Origin of the sequence: Hyphomonas sp. UBA3601, from assembly GCF_002375605.1 — a bacterium.
In the GTDB taxonomy this organism is placed as follows: Bacteria; Pseudomonadota; Alphaproteobacteria; order Caulobacterales; family Hyphomonadaceae; genus Hyphomonas.
Map to the genome: position 1 here is coordinate 3,131 of NZ_DFME01000040.1, position 4,219 is coordinate 7,349.

5 protein-coding genes are annotated in these 4,219 nt (G+C 62.8%); 3 read left to right on the plus strand and 2 right to left on the minus strand.

Annotated features, from left to right (window positions below; translation table 11 throughout):
- Positions 1-1,083, plus strand: a 1,083-nt coding sequence (locus tag B4F73_RS04765) for an NAD+ synthase (protein WP_290482615.1), incomplete at its 5' end; no start/stop codon positions are given.
- 15 nt (positions 1,084-1,098) lie between these two features.
- On the opposite strand, the gene B4F73_RS04770 is transcribed toward B4F73_RS04765, so the two are convergent.
- Positions 1,099-1,923 carry a hypothetical protein gene (locus tag B4F73_RS04770; protein ID WP_290482616.1) on the minus strand — a complete coding sequence of 275 codons (825 nt, stop codon included), beginning with the start codon at positions 1,921-1,923 and terminating at the stop codon, positions 1,099-1,101.
- Between the two features lie 129 nt (positions 1,924-2,052).
- On the opposite strand from B4F73_RS04770, the gene gltX reads away from it, so the two are divergent.
- Together gltX and B4F73_RS04780 are read left to right on the plus strand one after the other, a co-directional pair.
- On the plus strand, positions 2,053-3,393 hold the full coding sequence (gltX, locus tag B4F73_RS04775; RefSeq protein ID WP_290482617.1) for a glutamate--tRNA ligase: 1,341 nt from the start codon (positions 2,053-2,055) through the stop codon (positions 3,391-3,393).
- Positions 3,394-3,552: 159 nt separating this feature from the next.
- Positions 3,553-3,882, plus strand: coding sequence for a hypothetical protein (locus B4F73_RS04780; RefSeq protein ID WP_290478635.1), 330 nt, complete (start codon positions 3,553-3,555; stop codon positions 3,880-3,882).
- 133 nt (positions 3,883-4,015) lie between these two features.
- Here B4F73_RS04780 and B4F73_RS04785 read toward each other — a convergent pair.
- The coding region (locus tag B4F73_RS04785) for an acetyl-CoA carboxylase biotin carboxyl carrier protein subunit (RefSeq protein WP_290482618.1) at positions 4,016-4,219 on the minus strand (204 nt) is incomplete at its 5' end.

Genomic DNA, 4,219 nt, shown 5'->3' on the forward strand with positions numbered 1-4,219 from the left:
TTTTCCGCCTGGCGCAAGACGGGCGTGCCGTACCTGTTCGTGAACCAGGTGGGCGGGCAGGACGAGCTGGTCTTTGATGGCAGCTCCTACGCGGTCGATCATGACGGGACCGAGCACCAGCTGCTCGGCGATTTCGTCACCGGCACGGCGATGGTGGCTTTTGATCCGGCCACGCATTGTTTCGAGAGCGACGCGCAGGCCGAGCTGACCGAAGGCTGGCATGCCGAATACCGCGCGGCGGTGTTGGCGCTGGGCGATTATGTCAACAAGAACAAATTCCCCGGCGTCGTGCTGGGCATGTCAGGCGGGATCGATAGCGCGCTGACGGCGGCGATGGCCGTGGACGCGCTGGGGCCGGACCGGGTCTGGTGTGTGATGATGCCGTCGAAATATACGTCCTCGGACAGTCTGGAAGACGCCAAAGCCTGCGCCGAGGCGCTGGGCGTAAAGTATGACAGCATCAATATTGCCCCCGGCGTGGGTGCGATGGGCGAGATGCTGGCCGACCAGTTTGCCGGCACCAAACCGGACACGACCGAAGAGAACATCCAGTCGCGCCTGAGGGCGGTGACGCTGATGGCGCTGTCGAACAAGTTCGGCCATATGGTGGTGACGACGGGCAACAAGAGTGAGATGGCGGTCGGCTATGCGACGCTCTATGGCGACATGTGCGGCGGCTACAATGCGCTGAAGGATTTCTACAAGACCGAAGTGTTCGAACTGGCCAAGTGGCGCAACACGATGGTGCCGCGCGGCGCGCTGGGCCCGGCGGGCGAAGTGATCCCGGAGCGGATCATCACCAAGCCGCCCTCTGCAGAGCTGCGCGAGGACCAGCGCGATGATGACTCGCTGCCGCCTTATGATGTGCTGGATGATATATTGCGCGGGCTGGTGGACGAGGAAGAGCCGATCGAGGCAATCCTGGCGCGCGGGCATGACCGGGCCGTGGTGAAACGAATCGAGCATCTGCTCTACATCGCCGAATACAAGCGCCGTCAGGCCCCGCCGGGCGTGAAGGTTGGCGGCAAGAATTTCGGCCGCGACCGGCGCTATCCGATCACCAACCGCTTCCGGGACGATTGATCGGGCGTTTGGCCCCTATTCGAGCGAGCCGGGCTCAACCCCTTCATAGGCGAGGCGGTTGGCCTCGGCATCCATGCGGATCTGCTCGGCATCTTCCGGGGCAATATCGCTCGCTTCGCCATAGGCCAGCATGGGCGATGGCGCGATGCCGGGATGGTCGATAACGGACGCATAGAGCAGCCAGGGCTGCGTGCCGTCCGCGCAGGTGACGCGCACCCACTGGTCCTCAACCGTCGGCATGGAGCCGATATCGCTGATATCACGCAGCTCGGCCTCGTTGATGTCGTATTCGGCGCCGTCATAAGACACGACGGTGAACCCCTCCCCCAGATAGCGGAGGTATGTCAGCTGGTCGCCAGCCTTCAGGTCGAGCGTGTGGATGCCGCCATCGGAAATGTATTCGATGCTGGCATCCTGGTTGAGCGTGACCGGGAATGTCTTGGTCGCCACGAAGAAGCGCAGGTCATCGGCGTCGGCGCGGTCATAATTCCAGAGCTGGTAATTGGCGTATTGCGGCAGGGCGCAGCTTGTGTCGGCTTCATTGGCGCCATTCGGCACCGTCCAGGCAGGAACGGTCGTGCCAGCATCCAGCACCGCAAAACCGGCTGGATATTCGCCGGGCCAGCCCGCGCTGACATACCAGCTCTCATCATATCCCGACAGGGCCTGATAATTGATATCATCGACGGGCGGCGCGGCAGGCTCTGCCTCCAGCGCGCTGTCGAGGTCTGAGGTCACCTCGGTCGTTGCGGGCGCCGGCGTCTCTGCCGGAGCCTCCGCACGCTCCTGCCCGCAGGCCGCCAACAGGCCCGCGGCGATCAGAATACAGCCCAGTCTCATCTACCTCTCCTCGACGGCGACTCACATGCCCGTCGCACATTAGCACGAACAATAGCAAGAATATGGCATCGGCCCTTGGCTTTTTGCGTGATTTGATGTCGAAAGCACGCTTCAAAACAGGTTTTTTCCATGACTGCACCGATTGTTCGCTTCGCTCCTTCGCCCACCGGCCGCCTGCACGTAGGTAACGTGCGCACGGCGCTGATCAACTGGCTGTTCGCCAAGGGCCAGCAGGGCAAGTTCATCCTGCGCATCGATGACACCGATACCGAGCGCTCGACACAGGAATATGAAGACGGAATCCGCACCGACCTGACCTGGCTCGGCCTCGTCTGGGACGACAGTTTCAGCCAGTCCAAGCGCTTTGCCGAATATGACGCGGCGGCCGACAAGCTGCGCGAAATGGGCCTGCTCTATCCCTGCTACGAGACAGCTGACGAGCTGGACCGCAAGCGCAAGATCGCGCTGTCGCGCGGCCGCCCGCCCGTCTATGACCGCGCGGCGCTGGAGCTGAGCGATGAAGACAAGGCGAAACTCGAAGCCGAAGGCCGCACGCCTCACTGGCGTTTCAAACTCTCCGGCGGGCGCGTCGAGTGGACCGACCTGGTGCGCGGAGACCAGAGCATCGACACGTCCAGCCTGTCCGACCCGATCCTGATCCGCGAGGACGGCTCCTATCTCTACACCCTCCCCTCGGTCGTCGATGATATCGAGGCGAAGATCACCCATGTCGTGCGCGGGGAAGACCATGTCACCAATTCCGGCGCGCAGATCGAGATCTTCAAGGCGCTGGGCGGCACGGCGCCGGACATGGCGCATACGCCGCTGCTGATCGGCGCGGATGGTCAGGGCCTGTCGAAACGCCTCGGCTCGCTGTCGATGGGCGAATTGCGCGCGCAGGGCTATGAGCCGATGGCGGTCTCCAGCCTGCTCGCCAAGATCGGCACATCCGACAATGTCGAGGCGCGCGAAACGCTGGACCAGCTGGTCGCGGAATTCGATTTCGGCAAGATCGGCCGCGCCCCGGCGCGCTTCGACGAGACCGAACTCTTGTCGCTGAACGCGGCGATCCTGCACGGCCTCCCCTTTGAGGCGGTGAAGGACCGGCTCGCCGATGTGGACCCTCGCGCCGCCGATGAGGCGTTCTGGACTGTGGTGCGGGAGAATTGCTCGCTGTTGCCGGACGTGGCCGCATGGGTCGAGACCGTGTTTGGCGAGATCACGCCTCTGGTGGATGCTGAAGACAAGGACTTCGTAGCGACCGCCGCAACCCTGCTGCCCGAGGGCGACCTGACGGGCGAGAGCTGGAGTCAGTGGGCGAATGCCGTGAAGGCCGAAACCGGCCGCAAAGGCCGTGGCCTGTTCATGACGCTCCGCAAGGCGCTGACCGGCCAGGAACACGGCCCCGACATGGGCGCACTGCTTCCCCTGATCGGACGCGAGCGGGCGCTCAAGCGGCTGCAGGGTTAGCACTCTCCCCGTAGACTCCTGAATCTTTTCGGATTTCAAACTTTTTGGAACAAAGTCAGAACTTTTTCCTTTCCAAAAGGTGAATATTCTGGTTATGTTCTCTTATCGCAGATCAAGCGAAGAACAGGTTCAGCACACAGTTTCACGAGGGGTTTCAGCATGTCGGGTTTGGTGATCAAGGGATGTGAGTACGATCCAATTGAGTCCAAGGATGTCGTCTATGGCGACGGCTTCCGCATGGAGCTGGAACAGGCGATTGCGCTGGCCTCGACAGGCGTTGAATTCTGGGCCGCCGAGCGCGATGGCTCTGCCGCGCCCGTCTCTGTCGCCAAGAATGAATATGGCGAACTGATCCTGAGAACCGAGCCGACGGCCTACGCGGCCAACCCGCTTGGCGAGATCAGCGCGCCGCCGATCGTGCACCGCCGCTATCGCCCCGAAGCGCAGATACCTGCACGGGTCCACTCCGGTTACGCTGTCGCGGCCTAGTCACGCAGCGGCCCCTACCCTTTACATGTTTCCTTGTTTTCGCGCGTCTCCACACCCACTCTCGGCGCGCGAGATTGCTCCGACCTCACCTGTCCGGAGCTGAAGGACCACACCTGCATGTGAAGGGTGGGGGTTACTCCGCCTCCAGATGAACCAGCACATCGCCCTCGGCGACCTGGTCCCCGGCGGCAGCCTCCACGGACTCCACCACGCCATCGCGCGGCGCTGGCAGGGTGTGCTCCATCTTCATGGCTTCCATCACCGCAACCGGATCACCCTTGGTGACCGTATCGCCCGGCTTTACATGCACGGCGAGCAGTTTGCCCGGCATCGGCGC

What these genes read in the sequence shown, in the direction of transcription:
- B4F73_RS04770 (WP_290482616.1), bottom strand. Translation starts at nt 1,923, where the DNA reads ATGAGACTGGGCTGTATTCTGATCGCCGCGGGCCTGTTGGCGGCCTGC.
- gltX (WP_290482617.1), top strand. Translation starts at nt 2,053, where the DNA reads ATGACTGCACCGATTGTTCGCTTCGCTCCTTCGCCCACCGGCCGCCTG.
- B4F73_RS04780 (WP_290478635.1), top strand. Translation starts at nt 3,553, where the DNA reads ATGTCGGGTTTGGTGATCAAGGGATGTGAGTACGATCCAATTGAGTCC.